Below are 20,260 nucleotides of genomic sequence, written 5' to 3'. Positions count from 1 at the left end.
GAGGTCAGGGGCACAGCGCTTTGGCCTCATCACTCAGAAGCAAACGCGGTGTTCCCCCTCACCTGTTGGGTATCAGCGGTCGTCTGGCGACCCACCTTGAACCATGCGGCGTACAACGCCGGGACGAAGAAAATCGTCAGCAGCGTCGCCACGGTAAGGCCGCCCATGATCGCAATTGCCATCGGTCCCCAGAATACACTGCGTGTTAGCGGGATCATTGCAAGCACGGTGGCCAGCGCAGTCAACATCACCGGACGGGCTCGGTGGATGGCGGCATCCAGCACAGCGTTCCACGGGTCGCGCCCTTCGGCGATCTCGATTTGTACTTGATCAATCAGGATCACCGCGTTCCGCATGATCATGCCACCCAGTGCGATGATGCCCAGGATCGCGACGAAGCCCAGCGGTGACTGAAACACCAGCAGCGCGGGCACCACACCGATCAGGCCCAGCGGTGCAGTTAGCATCACCATCCACATCCGGGAGAAGTTCTGCAGTTGCAGCATGAGTAACAGCAGGATAGTGATTAACATCAACGGGGCCACCGCGAGTAATGCCTTGTTGGCCTTGTCACTTTCCTCAACCGCTCCGCCCACATCGATGCGGTAACCGGTCGGCAGCTTGGCTTCGATGTCCTTAAGCAACGGCTGGATTTCCTGAGTCACCGATACACCTTGCTCTCCATCCTTCACGTCGGCACGCACAGTGATCGCCATGTCGCGGTTACGGCGCCACAGTACCGGTTCTTCCAGTTCAGCGTGCATCTGCGCGACTTGCGACAGCGGCACCACCGTGCCCTGGCGTGTGTATAGATTGATGTCTTTCAGTGTGTCGAGGTTCAAGCGTTCCTCTGGTACGGCACGGGCCACGATGTCTATCAGGTCCTCGCGCTCACGCAGCTGCGACAGGGTTGCGCCGTTCATCACGGTCTGGGTCGCCAGCGACACGTCGGCCGGCGTGAGGCCAAGCGCGCTCGCCTTGTCCTGATCAAGCTCCACTTTCAGCGTACGCACAGGGTCGTTCCAGTCGAGCTGGAGGTCGCGCACCTTTTGGTTGGACGCAACCACCTTCTCTACGTCGCGGGCGATCTTGCGCACCACCTGGGTATCAGGGCCTACGACGCGGAACTGCACCGGGTAACCGACAGGTGGCCCCAACTCTAACCGGGTCACGCGCACCCACGCCTGTGGGAATTGTTGGTCAGCCGAGGCCACCAGTCGCGCACGTACCCGCTCGCGTGCATCCAGGTCCTTGGTCATCACAACGAACTGGGCAAATCCTGGATTCGGCAGCTCGGGGTTGAGTGAGAGATAGAAGCGCGGCGCACCGGCGCCGGTGTAGGCGGTATAGAAACGCACGTCTTCGTCCTTCGCCAGGATCTGCTCCATGTGCTTGACCTGCTCGGTCGTCGCGGCGAACGAGGAGCCTTCCTTGACACGCAGGTCTATGACCAGTTCAGGGCGCGAACTGTTGGGGAAGAATTGCTGCGGCACCAGCTTGATGCAAGCCAGAGCAAGCACCAGTGCGCCAACCGTCGCGCCGATGACCACCCAGCGGTGCTCAATGGCGGCGTCGATCAGGCGGCGCAGGTTGCGGTAGAACTTCGTATCGTGCAGATCACCGTGCTGGTGCTTGCCCAAGTCGTTGGGCAACATCTTGACCGCCAGGTATGGCGTGAAGATGCCGGAACAGATCCACGAGAACAGCACTGCGGCACCGACGATCCAGAAAATGCCACCTGCGTACTCGCCAGTGGTGGACTTCGAGAGGCCGATCGGCAGGAAGCCCACGACCGTGATGAGTGCGCCGGTCAGGCGCGGCATGGCGGTGGACTGATAGGAGAAGGCGGCCGCCTTCACGCGGTCCATGCCGGTTTCCATCTTCGCCACCATCATCTCGATGGCGATGATTGCGTCATCCACCAGCAGTCCCAACGCGATAATCAGTGAGCCGAGCGAGATGCGCTCGAGGTTCCAGCCCATCGCCAACATCACCAGCGCCACGCCACCCAGCACCAGCGGCACTGTGGCCGCGACCACGAGGCCTGCGCGCCAGCCCAGGCTGGCGAGGCTCACCGCGATCACGATGATCAGCGCCTCGGCCAGCGCACGCCCGAAGTCCAGGATTGCATCCTTCACCGTGGTTGGTTGGTCAGCCACCAGCTCCAGCTCCACGCCGTGCGGAAGTTCCGACTGGATCTTGGCGACTGCCGTGTCCATCGCCTTGTCAAGGTCCACGATGTTGCCATCGCTGGTCATTGTGATGCCGAGCATCAGTACTGGCTGGCCGTTGTGGCGTACCGTGTAGGTCGGCGGATCCTCGAAGCCACGTGTAACGGTCGCGATGTCGCCGAGCTTGATCAGCCGGCCGCCCGCGGAAATGGGTACTTTGCGGATGGCCTCTTCGCTGGCGAATTGGCCACTCACACGCACCATGACGCGGTCGCCGCGGGTGTCGATCTGGCCTGCGGGCAACATCGCGTTCTGGCTCTTGAGGCTTTCGGCGATGGCCAGCGGTGTAATGCCCAGCGCTGCCAGGCGCTCGTGCGAGAACTCGACGTAGACACGCTTGGCCTGCTTGCCGATGAGATCGATCTTCTTGACCATCGGCACCTTTAACATCTGGCGCTTGATGTCCTCGGCCGCGTCCGACAGGTCGGCGTGGCCGACACCGTCGCCCTTGATGGCGTACATCAGGCCATAAACGTCACCGTACTCGTCGTTCAGGATCGGGCCGATCACGCCGTCAGGCATCTCGAGGCTCAGGTCGTTGAGTTTCTTGCGCGCCTGGTACCAGGCTTCTCGCTGGTCAGCCTTGGAAGTGCCGCCGCGCACGGTGAGCGTCATGCCTGCGTAGCCTTGCCGCGCGTAGGTGACAACCTTCTCGAAGTTGTCGATCTGCTCGAATTTCTTCTCCATGCGGTTTAGGACCTGGTCCTGCAACTGCTGGGCAGTGGCGCCCGGCCAGATGACCATGGCGGTCATGGAAGGCACGGAAAAGTTCGGATCCTCGAGCTGGCCGAGCCGGGTGAAGCTGAAGGCGCCGGCCGCCGCAACAATGAGGAGCATGAACAGAACGATGGCGCGATGGCGCAGCGCCCAGTCGGTGAGGTTGAAATTGTTCATCGGGTGGCCTGCTGTGTAGTATTCGTGTCAGCGATCGCCGCATCGGGGAGCGCGACCTTCAGTCCGGACGTCATCTTCTGGACACCGGCGGTGACGATCAATGCGCCAGCCTGCGGCCCGGAGACGAGCACCTCGTCGTTGCGGTAACCCAAAACTGCCACACGCACCAGATCGACGATTCCTACCGGATCCTTGCCCCTGGGCGTGACCATCCACAGCGCCGGCTGACCGCCGCTCTGCGTCAATGCCGTGGCTGGCACTGCCGCCACAGGGACACTTGTCATGACTCGCTCGGCCATCACCGTGGCGGTGGCGCCCAGCGGCAGCGCCTGCAACGGCTTGAGCCGCGCACGATAGGTGCGCGTCTGCGCTGCAGCCTGTGGCGACAGCTCGCGCAGCGTGACATCGAAGATCTCGTTCGGCGTACTGGCCAGCGAGGCCTTGAAACGCGCGTCCTTGAAGATGGCCAGTTGATCCTCGGGCACGTCGATGACGATCTCGGATTCGTCCGGATTCGCGATCGAGACAACCGGTTGCCCCTCCGGTACGACCTGTCCGGCCTCAAAGCGGACAGCCGTGACGACGCCGCTACGCGAGGCGCGCAGCACCGTGTACTTGAGCCGGTTGCGTGCGAGTTCGAGCTTTCGCGCCTCGGCCTCGGCGGTCGCATGCGCGGTTTGGGCATTGGTATGCGCGCGCTCGGCATCGGCCGCACTGACCGAGCCGTCAGCCTTCAGCGCGGTCAGGCGCTGGCGGTCCGAGTCGGCTTGGCGCGTCTGCTCAACGGCAACCGACCACTGTTGTCGCGATGCTTCCTCAGCGAGGCGGTAGTCACTGTCATCCAGCACAGCCAGGATGTCGCCTTCACGCACAAACTGGCCTACATCGACCTTGCGCTGGGCTACCTTGCCGCCCACGCGGAAGGCCTGCTCGACTTCATGGCGCGACTGTACGGTGCCCACATAGCGACTGATGTCGCGGGCATTGTCGTAGCTGATTGCAGCGGTACGCACCGGTCGTGGAGCCTGCACGGTGGGCTGGTCGGGGCTACACGCGGACAGCATGACGGCAACAGCCAAGGCGCCGGCCGCAGTAAGGGAATTCTTCAAGACGGTTCCTCTTTGGAAAACGACAGATTCTTAGGAAAGTGGTGGCCGGTCGGCTTTGGCGGATGCGGTTGGGTTGGAGGGTTGTTCGAACACCTGCCAGCCCCCGCCCAGTGCCTTGTAGAGCTGCACGCTATCGAGCAGCAGGCGGGTGTTGCTTTCGTTGGAATTCAGGCGTGCCGCCAAGTGCGCCCGCTGCGAATCCAGCAAAGGCAACAGGTCAATCTGCCCGCGGTTGTAGAGCGACTGGGCGCGACTTTGAGCCGACTCTGCGGAAGCGGCGGCCAATTGCAGCGACCCCGAGCGGCGGCGTTCCTGCGCAAGCGTGACAAGGGCGTTTTCCACATCCTCGAGCGCCCGTACGATGCCGTCCTCGGCGCGCAGCAGCGCCTCTTGTTGAGCACTTTCGGCCGCTTCGTTGATCGCTTGCGTGCGCCCGGCGTTGAAGAGCGGCATCGCCAGTAGACCTGCGACGTTGGTGAAGCGCGCAGCGCCGAGATCGGCACCGTTCAGGGTCAGGCCCTGGCGGCCGAAGGACGCGCCGAGAAAGAGTTGCGGGAACCACTCAGCTTTCGCTTGCTGGCGACGAGCATTGGCGGCGTCGAGCTGTGCCATCAGCGCCAGTACGTCAGGTCGGCGTTGCAGCAACTCGGCGGGCTGGCCGGGTTTGGCCTGGGGCACGTCGGCCAAATCACCACTCGAAGGCTGGATGTTCCTGGTGTTGAAAGATTGGTCGGCGATCAGCACCGCGATACGGTGACGTGCCACCGCCACTTGGGTTTCCAGCGGAGGAATCTGCGCCCGAGCCGATAAGGCATCGGTCTGCGCGCGCTCGACGTCGAAGGCGGATGCCAGCCCCACCTGTTGACGTGCGGTCACCAGACGCAGCGTTTCATCCTGCATCGCCGAGATAGCGCGCAGCGTTGCGACTTGGCGCTGTGCACCGACCAGTGTGAAATAGTTGCTGACGACGTCGCTCATCACCAGCAGGCGCACTCCCCGCATGTTGTGTTCCGCGGCTAGCGCATCGGCGTCAGCCGCTGCTGCACCGGCTCGCAGTCGGCCGCTCAGGTCGAGTTCCCAAGAGACGTCCAGACCCACACTGGTGGTTTTGGTATCCGGATACCCCTGTTTTATTGCTGAGTTGTAACCGCTGCTGCGGTCACTGCCGGAGACGGATGCTCCGACGCTCGGGAGCAGCCAGGACTGGCTGACCGTTTCTCCGGCACGTGCGGCACGCAAGCGCTCGGCGGCAATCTTGACGTCGCGGTTCTCACGCGCGGCTCGCCGCACCAGATCCGTTAGCAGCGGGTCGTGGTAAACCTCCCACCACGCCGCCTCGGGTTCCATCTCGGAGGCCGTACTTGCAGCGAAGTTGCCAGGCAGGTCAACCGATGGCTTGACGACCGGTGTGGAGCAACCGGAAAGGGCGAGGGAGATCGAAGTGGCAAGGACTGCCGCAATAACGAAGCCAGTCGTGCGCTCGATGCGCTGTAAGGTTGTCCGACCGGTGTGATGGGACAGCGGATGGGAAGTGGAAAATCGCGACATCAGAGTGAGCTCGTGTAAATTCGAGGTTGCATCAGCGTAGGTTCGGGGGCGCGCGAAGTCGTCAGCGAACCGTCGCCGTTCGGTCGCCATGCGCTCATTTATGTTTATGTTGGAAGGGGTCACTCGCGGTCAGTGTCTAGCGCGTGTTCACCGACGGCCGACGCTAGATCCGAGTCAATTGACTCCAGCAACTCCTCGGCAGACGAGAACTCGCGTTGACGACCGGTGACCAGGTTTTCGAGGCGGCCCACCAGGGTTCCCGGCGCGGCATCACTGCGCAACTTGACTACGTATGCGCGGCGGTTCGGATACTTGGATTCAGGGTTCAGGCTCATCATGGACCAGGGGATCAAGAAAGTTCGACGACAGCGTAGGCTGCCCCCTGGGTCGAGTCGTAAGCGAAAGGTCAGAGTTTGGTCGGGACAGCACCCGAAAAACAGAGACGGTGACCAGCGGAACGCTGACAGCCACGCGGTATTAGCCACGCTGAGTAGGTGCTATATCAACTCACCAGGCAATGAAGGGTACGCTGTCGCTTCAAGTCGACTTAGCAGTCAGAAGCAGTGAGTGCGCACGTTTCATCAGTTCAGTTCCGTCAGTTTCGGGCAATTGGTGAGTCAGAGTCGACAATGCCTGATGGTCCTCGGCCGTAGCCTCGTTGTGCTCACACAACTCCACCAGCGCAAGTAGCTCCAGCCACGATGCTTCCTGGGCGCGTGCCTCCTCAATCGCAGCCCGTACCGCCGCGTTACTGGCATCCGACCGATCCTGAGCTCGCGCAATCGCGGCTTCCAGCAGCAACAGTTGCGGCAGGTATACGCGTTCGCCCAGTTCCTCTCCCACCCGGAGGGCTTCCTGCAATTCAACGTGCGCTGCGTCGAAATCGCCTGTCAGTAGCAGCGCCTCGGTGGCGTAGCCGAGTACCTCGCTGGCACCGGAGCGCATACCGAGTCCGGTGTGTTCCGCGTAGGCCTCACGGATGTGCCGGTAGCCGGCGTGGGGGGCACCGTTGCGCGCGTCGGCCCACCCGCGCCACCAGCGACAAGCCGTACGACCGAGTGCGAGCGAATATTCATCGACGAGCTTCTGCATGTCGTCAGCCAGCGCTGCCACCCGCACAGGGTTGCCCAGTCGTACCTCGATCAACACCTCCTGCCAGGTAGCGACCAGCCATGTCATAGGTTGTCGAAGCGTATGCGCGCGGGTTCGTGCTTGCTGCATATGGGTGCGCCCTTGCTCAATCAGGCCAGACCGCACCAGCTCGATGGCCAGCATACCGTGCAGCATGACCTGGGGATCTGCCGCAAAGATCTCGTTTGTCCCGATGCCCAGCGGCTCGGCGATCGCGAGGGCGCGCTCTAACCAGCTGCGTGTCGTCTTCGTGCGACCCTGGAGGTGATGCACCTCGCCCTGAACGATGCACGCCGCCAGCATGAGCTCTTGATCGTTTGCATTAAGGGAGAGAGCTTCAGCACGCTCTGCCACTTCCAAAGCCTGCGAATAGTCGCCGCGCAGACCGAGTAGATAGCCGAATCCGTGCAGAAGGCGACCGCGCATGGGGTGCTCGGGTACATCCGCGAGCAGCGTGTACGCCCGTTCGAAAGCGCCCTTGGCTTCGCTACCGACACCGAACATGTGGAAAGCTGAAACCCCCTGCAACGTGGCCAAGGTAATTTCGAGCGTATCGCGCTCCGTCCCTTCGGGTGCCCGCATAAGCAGGATTAGGGCGCGCTCAGTGAGGCTGATGCACAAGTCCGGGCTGAAGTGCAGCAGCGCGGCTTCTGCGGCCTCGGCGTAGTAGCGTAGCGCGATCATCGGCAGCCGGGCACGGTCGAAGTGCATCGCCAGTTCCGAGGCAGCAACCGACATACCGGCCGAGCGCTCGCGTTCGAGGGCAGTGCCAACCTGGCCATGGAGATCGATGCGCAACGAACGCGGCGTGCGGTCATACAGCACCTGGCGAAAAAGGGCGTGTCGGAACGAATAGGGAGGCTCTACCGCCTCGTCAACATCGGGAGCCCGCGATTGTGTGAGCCATACCTGCTCACGCATCAGTTCCTCACAGGCGCCGATCACCGAAGAGAGATCGCGCTCGAGGACTAGCGAAACCGTCTCGACCCGGAAGTCGGACCCGCATACCGCAGCCGCCGAAAGGAGTGTACGTTGCTCCGGACCAAGCTTGGCGATGTAGTGATCAATGATGGCGGCCAGGTTGTCGGGAACCGCCAGATCCGCCAGTCGAGCTTCGATGGTGGTTTCGTCTTCCTTTGCATCCATCACCTCACTGATGATTGAGGAAACGAACAACGGCACACCGTCGGTCCGTTCGTGCAGAGCGCGCACGAAGGCTTCATCACGTGCCAGTGAGGCTGAACGCAGCGCCACATAGTCGGCGATTTCAGTTTCCGAAAACGGGTCGAGCACAACTTCCTCGCACAAACGTTGCAGACGCAGTTCGTGGCGCAATGAGCTGAGCGGATGGTCGAGCGCCACCACTTCGGCAAGGCGGAAGCTGGACAGCCACATCAGGCGCGCTCGGCCACGTCGTCTCGCGATGTAGTCGATTAGCTGGACCGTCGCCCGATCACTCCAGTGCAGGTCTTCGGTCACCAGCAACAGCGGGCGCTGCTCTGTGTAGCGGTCCAGCAATTCACCCATTTCCCGCAGCATGCGGTCCGGACCGACGCCCGCCAACTCGCGGCGCAACGCTTCTCGCTCTTGTGCAGTACTCAGCCACGGCAGTTGCAGCAGCCAAGTCGGCGCCACGTCACGCAACAATGCCGGCAGGCTCGGGTCGCTGCGGCACAAATCGGCCAGCGCCTCCAACACCGGCAGGTACGGTTCGCCGGTGCCGTAGTGCTCCACGCAATGGCCGCGTGCGCAAGCAATGCCGCCAAGGCCTGCGAGGAAATGTTCGATCAACGTGGTCTTGCCGATCCCCGGTTCTCCAGCAAGCCAAACCACGGCCCGCTGACCGTCACCGGCCCGCTCCCATGCCCGTTGCAGCCTGGTGACCTCGTCGATGCGACCGATGAATGAAGGCGACGGACGTGTACCGGTCGCCTTAACCGCCGGGGATGCAGGTGGTATCGAAGAGGTAGAGGAGGACACGGCGATGAAGCGATAGCCGCGCCGCGACACCGTCTCGATAAAACGAGGGTGCTTGGGGGCATCGCCCAACACCTTGCGCAGGTCGCTGATGGCCGTCTTGAGCACCGAATCGCTGACAAACCGATGCCCCCACACGGCGTCCAGCAAGGCGTCTTTGGATACCAACGACCCCGGCTGGCGTGCGAGCACACATAACAACAGAAAAGGGGTTGGCGCCAACGCCACCGCTTCCCGATTACGCAACAAACAAGCGTTGGCCTCGTCGAGTTCGAACTCGCCAAAGTCAAGAAGGACGGGGGTCGGATGGGGCTGCGGACGCGCCACGGTTGATTCCTGAAGACTAAAAACATGGTGGTGCGCTGAAGATTCGCACGGGATTCGGTCGTCTTCGACCTGGGCTCGGACCCCTCGCAGTTACGCACTTCAGTCCTGGGCCATTGTTCCCATGACAACGCTGATCAACTCTGAAGCCAAGCGTCGTCGGTCGGAAACTGGCACACGCACAACTTCACGCCATGAGCCTTCTTCGCCTTAATGCGGTCAGTTACGCCTGTATCTCAGCTCGTCCGTTCGGTCACATAACGGCTTTTCAATGATCTCAAAAATTTAATGACAAAAAAATCAATATTGATCTGATCCTCAATTTTCCACGCCTTGGTTCTGCCTGACGATGAGACCTGCGCGCCTCACGCCTTCAATCACAACAAGGGCTCGAAATGAACAACACTTTAAGGCTCACTATGACCGCTTTCTGGCCGATTTCTGCCTGTCGCGAAGGGCTGAAAACGGCCAGAAGAGTTCATTGCTGTGCAGCCTGGCGGACCTGAAAACGGCATTCTCAGCAGCTCCGCCACAATAAGCCTCAGGTCGTGTAGTCGGCGTTGATCCGGATATAGCCTTCAGAAAGGTCACAACCATAGACGGTGAACTGCCCCCGGTGGATGTTCAGGTTCACCGAGATCAGCACTTCCTTTCCGCGCAGGTAGCTTTGGACCTCCATCAACCCGGCCTCGTCCAGTTGGCGCGGATAGGCCTCGGTCTCGCCAAAGAAAATGTGTACGTTGCTCGGGTCGATGTCCTGCTCCGCCTCGCACTTGCCGATCGCCATGGCAACGCGTCCCCAGTTCGGGTCCGCGCCATGTACGGCCGTCTTGACCAATGGCGAGTTGACGATGGCCTTGGCTACACGCTTGGCTTGCGCATCATCACGTGCCCCCGTGACCTGTACCTCTAGCGCCTTGCTCGCACCTTCACCATCCGAGGCGATCATCCGCACCAGCCCCAGGGCGATGTCGTAAAGTGCCTGCTCGAAAGCAACCAGGTCCACGTCGCCAGCCAGTCCGTTGGCCAGGATCGCCGCTGAGTCGCTGGTGGAGGTGTCGGTATCGATGCTCAGGGCATTGAAGGTCTTGTCGATCACCCTGCGAAACAGTGCATCCAATACGTCGGGCGCAATCCTGGCGTCGGTGAAGAAGAAGGTCAGCAGGGTCGCCATGTTCGGTTCAATCATCCCCACGCCCTTGGCGATGCCCACCAGACTGGCGTTGCCGACCTTACGGGCACCGTGCTTGGCGTGGGTGTCGGTGGTCATGATCGCCGCCGCGCAGCGCTGGAAGTCGGCGGGTTGCAGGGCCGGTACGTCGCCCAGGAACGCGCGGATTTTTTCCATCGGATACTGGCGACCGATCACGCCAGTAGAGGCGATCATGAGGTCCTGCGGGTCGACTTCCACCGCCCGGGCCAACCCCATGCGCACTTCCTGGGCATTGGCCAGGCCCTCTGGGCCGGTGGCGACATTGGCGTTTCGCGCGATGACCATCAGGCCCCGTGCGGTATCACGTTTGGCGACCTCGCGGGACAAGGTCACGCTCGGGCCGGCGAAGCGTGATTGGGTGAATACGGCGCTGACGCTGGCCGGCACTTCGGAGATGACGGCCATGAAATCGTCGCGGCTGTCCTTGATGCCCAGGTTGGCGATAATGCTGCGGAAGCCTTTCGGCTGGATGTGCGTTTTGCTCATGTCAGGTCCTTCAGAAGAGTGATTGATTCCTTGTCCTCATGCTGCTCGCCGAGCTGCTTGCGCAGGCGCATGCGGTCCGGCTTGCCAGTCGGCGTCAACGGTATCCGTTCAAGCACCGCAATGCGACCGACAATTCCCATGTTCTCCAGCAAACCGGCAAGCTCCGACTGCCAATCCCGGGCCATGGCAATACCCGTCTGCACCACCACATGGGCGCGACGGCGATCCAACTCATCGACCAGTATGACCACCCGTTCGAACGTCATTGCCTGTGCAATACGCCCTTCGAGGACCGGCGCGAACTGCGTGCCATGCACGGTGAGTAATGCATCGTTCGCCCGCCCCAGGGGCATCAGGCTGCCATCGGCCAGCTGCCTGGCGATATCCCCCGTTGCATAGGTGGCATCCTCTACCGGGTTGGCCGGCAGTGGAAAATAGCCAGAGCCCCGATGATTGGAGCGCGCGATGACTTCGCCGATCTCCGGCTGTGCGGGGTCGAGGATCGCCAGCTTCACCTCCACATCTCCTACCACGCGCATGCCACAGCCTATCTGCAGACCGGGGGCGAAATTGGCCAGGATCATTCCGAATTCCGTGGAACCGTAGACTCGCTTGATATGCACGCCCAGGCAGCGTTCGGCTTCCAGTACCACCAGGTCGTCCAGGTAGGCGCCTCCACAGAACGGGAGGGCCAGCGCCGGCAGACGGATTGCGCACCGTTGCGCGGCCTGCGCCAGTTCCAGGTACTGGGCCGGTAAAGCGCTCATCACGCTGATGCGCTGTTCGTGGAGCGTTCGCAAGTTGTCCTCGATCCGGGTGGCTTCGCCGAGGTAAAGCGTGGCGCCGGTCAGCAAGGCCGGGAACACGTGCAAGTCCACGGCATGACCGCCATCGAGGGTATGGATGTTCAGGTAGCGCGCGCTGGCGTCGAGCCCGGCACACTCGACCCAGTGCAGGATTTCCCGAAAGAGACGGTCCTGGCGCCATAAGGCGAGCTTTGGTGTGCCTGTGCTGCCGGAGGTTTCCTGCATGCGCATCAGCCCGGCTTGCTCTTCGTGGACGGGGGCCTCCAGCGTGACGTGGGACGGGTTGCACAGGGCGAAGCCTGGCACGTCAGTATCTGCCGGTACGATGCCCGATTCGGTGACCAGCACGGCGGCGTCGACTTGGGACAGGCGCATCGCCCGATGCTCGACATTGCTTGCCAGGCTTACAGGGCAGTGCACCAGTCCCAGGCTGGCCATGGCGAACAAGAGCGCCACATAGCCAGTGCTGTCGCCCAGTTGGGTCGCCACAACGTCTCCCTCACGCAGGCCGGTGCCGTGCAGGCGGGCGCGCAACTGGTCGATGTCCTGGAGCAACTCGCCGTAGGTGCGGGCGTTGCCATGGCTGTCGATGACCGCCGGGTGGTCTCGATGACGCGCAACCACGCTGAGGAATTGTCGCTGGAACATTCGTCGGTCTCCTTGATGGTCAGCCGAAATACAGCTTCAGGTGTTCGCCCACCACGCGAAAACCGATCTCGCCCAGGCGATGGCGCAACGGGCCGCCGACGCAGGTAAATGTCAGGGGTCTGCGCTGGCGACGGTGGATGCCGGCGCACACCTCGCCCAGCAGCTTGTCCGAGACCCCCCGCAACCGGTGCCGGGCCTCGACGAAAATGAAACCCAGTTGCTCGTGCTGCTCGTCCCGGCTGGTCAGGGCGGTGCAGCCGCCGACCTGCCCATCGACCTCGACCACATGCAGTGCCTGGGTCCGGGTGAGTTGGCGAACAGTTTGCGTGGCCTGCTCGCGGCTGGAGACCAGCGTTACGCCGGAGTCCTTTTCCATCTGGATCCGGTAGTCGACCAGAGTGGCCTCGTCCTCGGGGCCGGCCAGGCGCGTGGTGAGCGCCGGAGCTGAACCGACCGGGAACGCATCGAACTGCTTGAGCAGTACCTCGTCGCGACGGCCGATCAGTGGCAGCCAGGTAACTGGCCAGTGTTCGAGCAGCCGTTCCAGAGCGGCCTTGGGGCCGATGGCCATCTGGGGGCTGGCATGGCCTTCTGCAATGTGCGCCAGCAACGCGCCCGGTTCGCCGACGATGAGGATCACCGGTACGGCAAACGGCGGCAGGCTCGGTAGCAGTGCGACGGCGCCGAGCAGCCGCTCTGCATCCTGGTGCACGAACACCTGCAGGCCCTCGGCGCGACTGTTCAATGCGCCGACGAGGAACAGCTGGGCATCGGCATCGTCCGACTGGCGGATGAAGGCCAGCAACTGGGGGTAGTTATCTGGCTCAAGGGGTTGAATATTCAAGGCATCATTCTCGTTCTAACAGGATTAGGAGCACGTCACGTTGCGCCAGCTGGCCGGTTCCAGTGGAGAGGCACTGAAATCCAGCCGCGCCTGCCGTACGCCCAGCGCAAGGCAGGCGGCTGATTGGGAGGTCCAGAGACCACCTTCGACGTCACGTCGCCACAGCAGCGCATCTGCTGCGCTGCTGTATTTGCCATCGCCAGCCAAAAGCTGCAGCCACCGGCCCCAGGCGTGTGCAGGGGAGGCCGTCGTGGTTGGCTGGGGCAGGGGGCTTGCGGCGAACCGGGGCAGGTGCCGTGCCAGGCGCGGGTGATCCTCGCCGATGCCGCGATAGCACAGGCCATGGATGCCCTTCTCCAGGCGCACCGAACGCAGCGACCGGGTATCCCACTGATGAAGCGTCAAGCCACTGGCATCGGCCTGCCCCAGGATGAAACCGTTGTATCGACGCAGGCTCTCGGCGTCCCAGCGTCGCTCGGGCATCTGTAGTGCGATCAACGGCAGTTCGCCACGGCTGCGGGTATTACTGCCTGCATGCTCAGGGCGATTGACCAGGAAACTGGCGCGGTGCCGGTGAGTGTCCAGCGCCAGCCAGGTACCGCCGGACAACAGGTCCAGGCCGCCGATCACCTGTGGATAATGCTCAGGCCAGTGCGCGGCGGGGGCGTGCCATGGGCGCTCTACCGACTCGTCGCGCACCGTCGCCAGCAGCACCGGCCACTGCGGCGAAAGCCCGACTGCAGCAATGATTGTGCACACCCTCAGGCACTCCCCAGCGCAGCGCCTGGCGCCGATGCGACGGCCTCGAACGTCACCTGGCCGCGCAGCAGCTTGCGGCAGGTATTGGGCAGGAGCCCGCGACGGCCGTGCAGGGTGCGTTGGTTATCGATGATCAACAGGTCGCCCTTGCGCCAGCGATGGCAGTACAGGTACCGATCGGCCATCAGGTGCTGTTCCAGCGCCGCGAACCAGGCGGCTGACGCCGCCTCGCTCAGCCCTGGCACGCGTACGTCCCAACTGGCCTTGGCCTGGCCGTCGAAGGGCAGGGCAAGATTGAGCGAGCGCACGCGACCGTAGTCGCGGAAGGTGGAAATCGGGTACCAGCCTTCGGGCACGTTTGTAAAGTAGCCGCGCTCGAAGGCCAGGTACTCGAGCCGGCCGTCCAGCAGTGGCTGGTGCAGCGATTCGGGCATGTCCTTCAAGGCGGCGAGCTGGTCGCACACCACCGTCGCGCCGTCCTCGTCGATGTCCTTGACGTCCTCGGCATACAGGATTATCAGGTCGACCTGGGTGCCGAGCAGGATGCCATCAGTATGCAACGGCAAGCTGCCGCGACCGGTGATGACCTTTTCCTTGTCGTGGGTGCCGTCGAGCTTGAGGATGTCGGCAAAACCGTAGCCGACCTTGGCGTTGTCTTCGGCGTAGGACACCTTGTCGCCCAGGCTTTCGACAAACTGTCGAAAGCTGCTTTCGTCAAGCTGGACGTTCTGCAGCAATGTCACGCCATGGTCGAGCACAGCCTGGCGAACGGCGGCCAGCGGCGTTTCGTCCGACAAATGGACGCCCAGGCCCGAGGCGGTCAGGGCCCGGTCGCGCAGGCCACGCGGGAAAACGGATGAGTTCATGGGCGGTTCCTTCAGCGACGGTGAGCGATTGATTGCAGGGAACGGTCAAGCACTTCTTCGGCGCCCAGGGGCGCCAGCGGGGCACGCACGGCCTGGTCCAGCTGGGTCGCCAGGATCTGCCGGTACAGGGTCGCCGCACTGGCGCTCTGGCCGGTGGTGGCGTCGATCAACTGCGTCAGCGCGGTACCCAGTCCGTTGCCATGATGGATAGCAGTTTTCTTGCGCCAGGCGGCCTCCGCCGGCAGCCATTGTTCGGCGGCCAGGCGCAGATGGCCCTTTTCGCGGCCGCGGGCGGTCTTGACCGACGGGCAAGTGTCCAATGCCGTACGCAATACCGGTAGGTCCCAGTAGGGATGGACCAGTTCGCTGCCACAGGCCTGGGCGGCGACGCTGGTGAGTTCGCTTGAGTAGCGGGTTTTGTTGACCTCGATGGCGATGCTGCGGCGTATGTCTTCGGCAAGACCGTCACCGGTGGCCAGGCCGGAGTTGATCAGGTCCGAGCCATAGCCGGTGAAAATCAGTCGAGGATCTTCCAATTGCCTGCAGAACGCGGTAATCGCTACACCGATCTCCACGGCTTGTGCCTGTGCATGGGCAAAGGCACGGATGGTCTGTGGCAGCGCCAGCAAAATCGATTGCGGGTCGAGTTCGATACGGTTCAGCGGGCGCCCGAGTGCGTCGGCCAGTTGCTGGGCATCATCGAACTCATTGCCCCAGGGCGTGCCGATGCTGAAGGCTTCAAAGCTCGGACATTGCGCAGCGAGCAGGGCAGCGACCAGCCCGGAATCGACACCGCCGGAGACCAGTGCGGCGACCTTTGCGGGCCGTTGCAGATGGCCGGCGATGCTCTGTTGCAAAGCACGGATCTGAGCCTGCCCGGCGGACAGGGCGTCGTCGTAGCGAGCGCTCTGCATGGCCAGGCTGTCGTGCATTTCACGACGTTCGATGCGCGCCTGGTTGCCGTGGAGGACGACCTCCAGGTGGCTGCTGTGCGGTAGCCGGTCGATGCCCTGGATGCTCGAACGATCATCCAGGCGCACGCCCGCTTCCTCGCGCACGGCCAACTGACAATCGGTCAGGCGCACCCAGGCGCTGGCGGCGATGAGCAGGTCGGTCGACAGGACGAAGTTTCCGTGATCATCGGCGCTCCAGTACAGCGGGGTCATGTTGCGGCTACTGGTCGTCACGGTTAGCCGGGCACCCTGCATATCGATCAGATTGTCACCCCCCACGCTCCAGCGCGTGCAAGGTCGGTCCTGCGCATCGGCACTTGTGGCGGGAGCGGGCATTGACCAGGCCGAGGCATAGGTTTGGAAGGCCGACGCGGTCGATGGCAGGCGGGCGTCTTCGAAGTGTTCGAGGGGACGACTGGAGAGCAGCAACCAGGGATGTACGGTCACGAGATCGCCCCCACGCTCGGTTGCGCGGTGGACCGGTTCAGCACCGCCTTCATCCGTCCTTGTGCTTCACCGGCGGCGAAGGCCGCGCGGTGCGCCTGCTTGCCGGCGATGCGGGTCTGCTCCAGGCCAACGATGAAGTCCCGGTTGAGGTAGGCCTTGGTATTACGAAAAGCTGCATCGGTAAACGCGGCGGCACGGTGAGCCTGCTCCAGGGCTCGGGTGCGCAGTTGCCCGGCATCGGCCACGGCATGCAGGAGCCCGTCGGCCATGGCACGTTGCGCAGGCCAGGCGTCGCAGGACATCAGCATGTTCTGCATCAGGCTGCGACCGATGATCTTCTCGAGCATGAAGCCGCCGAAGGTGCAGGCAATGCCCAATTCGAACTCGGGCATCTTCAGCACGCAACGATCGCTGCCGATCCGATAGTCAGCGGTCAGGGCTATTTGCAGGCCGATGCCGATGGCGTAGCCGTCGATGGCGGCAATCAATGGACGGTTCAGTTGCAGGGCGGCGATGTACAGGTCGGTGACGTGATCGATCCACACGTCGACCTCGTTGCCACCGGTGAATGTCGAGGTCTCGTGGAAGCTGCCTCCGGCGCCGAACGAGCGGCCCTCGCCGCTGTGCAACAACACTGCTCCCACCGCGTCATCCGCGTTCAGTTGCCTCAGCAGGCGGGTCAGTTGCTCCATTCGCGGCATCGACCACAGGTTGTGCCGGTGCGAGTCGGTGAAGGCTACCAGCGCGACACTACCCTCGAAGGTAATGTCGAAATCGTAAGTGGCGTAATCGTTTTCAAACCCTGGCATCGATAAATCCCCGTGACGTCCTTGTGCGCAGTGGTGCTGCCGTGCCTGACGCAGGCCGGTAACGCCCACGTTAATAGGCAGGCGCACGGTCTGGTACCTCCCGGAATAGGGAGGTTGTGGTCGTCCTGGTAACTCATTAGTTTCCGTGGTCGCTCGAAATCCTGCCGCATGCAGTACGCACGGCTAAAAAGTTTCCATGGTTAATCAACAGGACTATTGATGTTACCCAGACACCGATTCTCGAAAGAGTTAAAGGACCAAATCAAGAAGTTGTACCTGTACGACAATTACCACGGCCCCATTGCGCTGCTGCAGAACCTGTTCTGGATCAGCCTGGCGATTTACTTGGGCGAGTCCAGCCCTTGGCTGTTGCCGCTGGCGATCCTGCTGATTGGTTCACGGCAACGAGCACTGGCCACGCTGCTGCATGAAGCGGCTCATGGCGCGCTGTGCCGCAGCAGACGACTGGAGAAATTCCTCGGTACATGGTGTTCCGGCTACCTGATATTCCAGGCCTGGGCCAGCTACAAGCGCTCCCATACCCTGGATCACCATCACAAGCTGGGTGATCCGAATCACGACCCCGACTACCAGTACTATCGGCAATCCGGAGTGTTCGAAGCGCATTCGACGTTCAGGTTCGCGCTCGCGCATTTGATAAGGCCGATGTTGTTCATAAGCGCACCGGAGAGCTTGAGGTATCTGCTGGTCAATCGGCTGGTTCGCAGCCCCAGCAAGGGCGAGCTGTTTTCAGTGCTGACCTGTCAGTGTCTGCTCGCGTTGTGCCTGACGCTGGTCCTCGGCGCCAAAGGCTACCTGCTTTATTGGCTGTTACCGTATCTGACCACCTTCCAGGCCTTGACCTGGTTCATCGAGCTTGCCGAGCATTATCCGATGATCGTCAAGGCCAAAACCGATTTGCAGGCCACCCGCAATCGCTTCAGCCATCCGCTCGAGCACTTCTTCACGGCGATGCACGGAGAGAACTTCCACCTGATCCACCATCTCTTTCCCGCCATTCCGTACTGGAACCTCAAGAAGGCCCACAGGATTCTTCTGGGCGATCCGGTTTATGCCACAATCAATGCCGGTTTTGGCGGGATCTTTGTATCCTCAAACTTTGCGCCGTCGATGTGGGCCGGCATTCTATCTAACGACAAAGCAGCGACAGGGATCGTCATCAATGCAATCTAGTTTCAGCAAAGGCGTCATGTTTGCACTCTCCGCCGCGGCACTGAACGCAACGATCGGTGTGCTTAGCAAAGTACTCATGAGTAATGGCTTCACTGCCAGCAGTGTGGCCGTCATCAAGACCCTGTTGGGTTGCATGCTGCTTTCGATCCTATTGCTTTTCCTCAAGCGCCCGGCGTCTACGGCTAAATGGACTCAGGCGGCAATCTGCGCCTTCCTTGGCATCTTCGTGCTGTTTCACTTCGAAACGTCCGCCTATCGGCATTACGCTGCGGCAGGTGTAGTGGTGGTGCTGATGGCCAGTGCCTCGATTTCCTCGATCATCCTGGGACGCATTTTCCTCAAGGACGCCATCACCGCGAACGCAACCGTGGGCGCCGCACTGGCCATCGCCGGGATTGCGGTGATCTTTGGCGCCGACCTGCAACAGGGCTTTACCCTGCAAGGCGCTGCGCTTGCCTCCATGGCCGGCTGCGGCTATGGGAGCTTTTCGGTTGCCATGAAGCAGATGGGCGTGTCCGGGGGCCTGCACTTCACCCGGCAATTGCTGTTTTTTGGCAGCCTGTACCTGCTGATGCCGGCTGCGGCCGATGGTTTCGTGATCGGCGAGCTGTCTCCATTGGCGATCGCCGCACTGCTGGCGCTGGCCGCGCTGCCGACCATCCTCGGCTTCTTTTGCACCACCAAGGCCATCGAATATCTCAAGCCATCCCAAGTGCAGGCGCTGGAACTGACCGAGCCGCTGTTCGCCGCGCTGCTGGCGTTTGTGGTGCTCCATGAAGTACCGCGCGAAAGCCTGTTCGCGGGGGCGGCACTGATCATCGTCGGGCTGTGTTTCTCCAATGAGCTGATCCGCTTGGGCAGTAAAGCCCCCGTCCCGACGACTGAGTGAGCGATTGTCGGGTCCTTTGCTGGCATATTGACTTCAACGCTCCCTGTCACTACTTTACCGCCCCACTTTAATGACGGGGCTCGATTTCCCTCGTGCTATCTCAGGATGAGAGCACCGTCGAACGGTGTGACCATGGAAGGGAATGACCATGCTGGTAATGGATGATCTGATACAACTCGGTAAGACGGAGCGCTTCGAGGACTGGCTGGGGAACCTGAAGACACTGACGTGTAGACTGGGTTACTCGAATTTCCTGTTGGGCGTAAAGCCTGGTCCTGGTGCTCCCAACCAGCAGGTATTGATTCAAAGCAACTACCCGGTTACCTGGCGCAATCATTACGACAGCCAGGCCTATGCCGCGATTGACCCGATCGTGCATCACTGCCTCAACTCTAACCTGCCGTTGCTCTGGAACCGGGAGAACTACAGTCAGCCCGCGGAATCGGCATTCTTCGAAGAAGCCGCGATGCATGGGCTCCAGTTGGGGCTGGCATTGCCCCTGCACGGCCCGCGAGGCGAGGCGGGTATGTTTTGCCTCAAACCCTACGAGCGGGGTCCCCGCTCTCTTTCCGCCATCATTCACTCCCTGCCCATGGCGACATTGCTGCGCGATTACGTTATTGAGCGGTTGCTCAGGGGACAGGCTGAAAACCACGCGGTGGTGCACCTGACAAGTCGGGAAAAAGAGGTGTTGCAGTGGAGTGCGGCGGGCAAGACAAGTTGGGAAATCGCAACGATACTGTCCAGCACAACCTCGGCGATCGACTTCCATTTCAAAAATATACGCCGCAAGTTTCAGGTGAGCTCGCGTCAGATGGCGGTGCTCAAGGCCATCCAGCAGAAACTGATCACGCCTTGAGTCTCACTGCCCGCGCCAGGCGAGGTCACTTTCCTGCAGACGCCCGCTCAGGTACAAGCGCAGCAGGATGTAGACGGGGGCGGGTACCAGGCTGGTGCATTCAATACGGCTGGCACAGGCCTGGCTGATGCCGAACCTTGACCAGAATTCGGTCTGACTTTGCTTCAGCTTCAAGCGTAGGTTGATGGCTTGGCGTGCGACCTCGCGCGCGGGCGAGGTATCAATTAGTTTCATCTGGGTAAATCCTTTAAAAGCTGAAACCTAGCAAACTCG

16 protein-coding genes are annotated in these 20,260 nt (G+C 61.8%); 3 read left to right on the top strand and 13 right to left on the bottom strand.

The genetic code is table 11. The annotated features are described in order from the left end of the window. Positions 1 to 29: 29 nt before the first annotated feature. The 12 genes from AC07XF_RS20960 to AC07XF_RS20905 all read right to left on the bottom strand — a co-directional run bounded on the left by AC07XF_RS20960 (position 30) and on the right by AC07XF_RS20905 (position 17,132). Positions 30 to 3,125: an efflux RND transporter permease subunit gene (locus AC07XF_RS20960; protein ID WP_495027974.1), complete on the bottom strand. Its 3,096-nt coding sequence runs from the start codon at positions 3,123 to 3,125 to the stop codon at positions 30 to 32. Beyond that, the gene (locus AC07XF_RS20955) at positions 3,122 to 4,234 is read right to left on the bottom strand and encodes an efflux RND transporter periplasmic adaptor subunit (RefSeq protein WP_495027973.1); all 1,113 of its coding nucleotides are present in this window, start codon (positions 4,232 to 4,234) and stop codon (positions 3,122 to 3,124) included. Before AC07XF_RS20955 ends, AC07XF_RS20960 begins: the two co-directional genes overlap by 4 nt. 30 nt (positions 4,235 to 4,264) lie before the next feature. Beyond that, on the bottom strand, positions 4,265 to 5,782 hold the full coding sequence (locus AC07XF_RS20950; RefSeq protein ID WP_495027972.1) for an efflux transporter outer membrane subunit: 1,518 nt from the start codon (positions 5,780 to 5,782) through the stop codon (positions 4,265 to 4,267). Between the two features lie 119 nt (positions 5,783 to 5,901). Next, positions 5,902 to 6,117 carry a hypothetical protein gene (locus AC07XF_RS20945; RefSeq protein WP_495027986.1) on the bottom strand — a complete coding sequence of 72 codons (216 nt, stop codon included), beginning with the start codon at positions 6,115 to 6,117 and terminating at the stop codon, positions 5,902 to 5,904. A gap of 202 nt (positions 6,118 to 6,319) precedes the next feature. Continuing rightward, positions 6,320 to 9,217 carry an AAA family ATPase gene (locus tag AC07XF_RS20940; protein ID WP_495027971.1) on the bottom strand — a complete coding sequence of 966 codons (2,898 nt, stop codon included), beginning with the start codon at positions 9,215 to 9,217 and terminating at the stop codon, positions 6,320 to 6,322. Positions 9,218 to 9,755: 538 nt separating this feature from the next. Further along, entirely contained in the window at positions 9,756 to 10,913 is a 1,158-nt protein-coding gene (gene argJ / locus AC07XF_RS20935; RefSeq protein ID WP_495027970.1) for a bifunctional glutamate N-acetyltransferase/amino-acid acetyltransferase ArgJ, read from the bottom strand. After that, positions 10,910 to 12,367 carry a class I adenylate-forming enzyme family protein gene (locus tag AC07XF_RS20930; protein ID WP_495027969.1) on the bottom strand — a complete coding sequence of 486 codons (1,458 nt, stop codon included), beginning with the start codon at positions 12,365 to 12,367 and terminating at the stop codon, positions 10,910 to 10,912. The genes argJ and AC07XF_RS20930 overlap by 4 nt, the downstream gene beginning before the upstream one ends. Positions 12,368 to 12,386: 19 nt before the next feature. Next, positions 12,387 to 13,211, bottom strand: a complete 825-nt coding sequence (locus AC07XF_RS20925) for a GNAT family N-acetyltransferase (RefSeq protein ID WP_495027968.1) — start codon at positions 13,209 to 13,211, stop codon at positions 12,387 to 12,389. Between the two features lie 24 nt (positions 13,212 to 13,235). Further along, complete coding sequence (locus AC07XF_RS20920; protein ID WP_495027967.1) at positions 13,236 to 13,970, bottom strand: NRDE family protein; 735 nt, start codon at positions 13,968 to 13,970, stop codon at positions 13,236 to 13,238. Between the two features lie 2 nt (positions 13,971 to 13,972). Then, entirely contained in the window at positions 13,973 to 14,836 is an 864-nt protein-coding gene (locus AC07XF_RS20915) for a TauD/TfdA dioxygenase family protein (RefSeq protein WP_495027966.1), read from the bottom strand. An 11-nt stretch (positions 14,837 to 14,847) separates the two neighbouring features. Continuing rightward, positions 14,848 to 16,236 (bottom strand): asparagine synthase C-terminal domain-containing protein, encoded by a 1,389-nt coding sequence (locus tag AC07XF_RS20910; RefSeq protein WP_495027965.1) that lies wholly within the window; start codon positions 16,234 to 16,236, stop codon positions 14,848 to 14,850. Next, positions 16,233 to 17,132, bottom strand: coding sequence for an enoyl-CoA hydratase/isomerase family protein (locus tag AC07XF_RS20905; protein WP_495027964.1), 900 nt, complete (start codon positions 17,130 to 17,132; stop codon positions 16,233 to 16,235). Before AC07XF_RS20905 ends, AC07XF_RS20910 begins: the two co-directional genes overlap by 4 nt. A gap of 132 nt (positions 17,133 to 17,264) precedes the next feature. On the opposite strand from AC07XF_RS20905, the gene gntB reads away from it, so the two are divergent. From gntB to AC07XF_RS20890, 3 genes are all read left to right on the top strand, one after another. Continuing rightward, positions 17,265 to 18,239, top strand: a complete 975-nt coding sequence (gntB, locus tag AC07XF_RS20900) for a guanitoxin biosynthesis L-arginine gamma (S) hydroxylase (protein WP_495027963.1) — start codon at positions 17,265 to 17,267, stop codon at positions 18,237 to 18,239. After that, on the top strand, positions 18,229 to 19,128 hold the full coding sequence (locus tag AC07XF_RS20895) for a DMT family transporter (RefSeq protein WP_495027962.1): 900 nt from the start codon (positions 18,229 to 18,231) through the stop codon (positions 19,126 to 19,128). Before gntB ends, AC07XF_RS20895 begins: the two co-directional genes overlap by 11 nt. A gap of 142 nt (positions 19,129 to 19,270) precedes the next feature. Beyond that, a complete protein-coding gene (locus tag AC07XF_RS20890; protein ID WP_495027961.1) occupies positions 19,271 to 19,987 on the top strand; it encodes a helix-turn-helix transcriptional regulator in 717 nt (238 codons plus the stop codon). Between the two features lie 3 nt (positions 19,988 to 19,990). Here the strand turns inward: AC07XF_RS20890 and AC07XF_RS20885 are convergent, their stop codons facing one another. Beyond that, positions 19,991 to 20,221, bottom strand: coding sequence for a hypothetical protein (locus AC07XF_RS20885; RefSeq protein ID WP_495027960.1), 231 nt, complete (start codon positions 20,219 to 20,221; stop codon positions 19,991 to 19,993). Positions 20,222 to 20,260 lie beyond the last annotated feature (39 nt).

This window comes from Pseudomonas sp. GW821-FHT01C01, from assembly GCF_059422645.1.
Note: the sequence above shows the minus strand (reverse complement) of the source record. Positions and strands in the feature narration are given on the sequence as shown.